Below are 1,194 nucleotides of genomic sequence, written 5' to 3'. Positions count from 1 at the left end.
GGTTGCCGCCGCCATCGGTGAGGATCACCGTCGCGCCAGCTTCCGCGGTACCGCTTATCTCGGTGCCGTTGCTCGGATCGATCACCGGCGCCGCCGGGGCCACGCCATCCACCGTGATCACCGCCGGCGCACTGTCGACATTGCTTGGGCTGCGCGCCACCACGTTGACCACCGTGCCATCCGGCAGCGGGATGCCTGGAGTGAAGGACCAGTTGCCGCTGCCGTCGGCGGTGACCTGGCCAATCGGGTTGCCGTTGCCATCGGTGATGATGATGGTGTTGCCGGCGTCCGCGGTGCCGCTGATCACCGAACCGTTGCTCGGATCCACCTGCGGGATCGACGGCAGCGAGGAATCCACCGTCGTGGTAGCGGGAGCGCTGGTATTGCCGGCGGCGTCGCTCGCGGTCACGTTGACCACGGTGCCGTTGGGTAGTTGCGAGCCGGGCGTGAAGCTCCAGTTGCCGCTGCCATCGGCGGTGGTCTGGCCGATCGGGTTGCCGTTGCCGTCGGTCAAGGTCACGGTGCTGCCCGGCTCGGCGGTACCGTTGAGCAGGTTGCCGTTGCTCGGATTGACCACAGGCGTGTTCGGCGCCACCGCGTCCACGGTAGTGCTGCCCTGCGGGCCGGTATTGCCCGCAGGGTCCTGGGCCACGGCGTTGACCACCGTGCCGTTGGCCAGCGGCGTGGCGGGCGTGAAGGTCCAGTTGCCGCTGCCGTCGGCGGTGGTTTCGCCGATCGGGTTGCCGCTGCCATCGGTGAGGATCACCTTGGCCCCGGCCTCCGCGGTGCCGCTGATGGTCGTGCCGTTGCTCGGGTTGACCACCGGCGCGGCCGGCGCCACCGAGTCCACCGTGGTGGCGGCCTGCGGGCCGGTATTGCCGGTCGGGTCGGTGGCCGTGGCGACGATCACCGTGCCGTTGGCCAGCGGCGTGCCCGGCGTGAAGCTCCAGTTGCCGCTGCCGTCGGCGGTGACCTGCCCTATCGGGTTGCCGCCGGCATCGGTGAGGGTCACGGTGGCACCGGCCTCGGCGGTGCCGCTGATGACGACGCCGTTGCTCGGGTTGATCACCGGCGCCGGCGGCGCGCTGGAATCGACGGTCACCGTCGCCGGCGGGCTGCTGTTACCGGCGGCGTCCTGGGCCACCACGTTGACCACAGTACCGTTGGCGATCGGCGTGGACGGGGTGTAGGTCC

1 protein-coding gene is annotated in these 1,194 nt (G+C 70.4%); it reads right to left on the bottom strand.

The window, feature by feature from the left end; translation table 11 throughout:
* On the bottom strand, window positions 1–1,194 hold a 1,194-nt coding region (locus HMPREF2581_RS29680), incomplete at both ends, for an Ig-like domain-containing protein (RefSeq protein ID WP_256565223.1).

It is taken from the genome of Pseudomonas sp. HMSC057H01 (assembly GCF_001836405.1).
GTDB lineage: Bacteria > Pseudomonadota > Gammaproteobacteria > Pseudomonadales > Pseudomonadaceae > Pseudomonas > Pseudomonas aeruginosa.
Note: the sequence above shows the minus strand (reverse complement) of the source record. Positions and strands in the feature narration are given on the sequence as shown.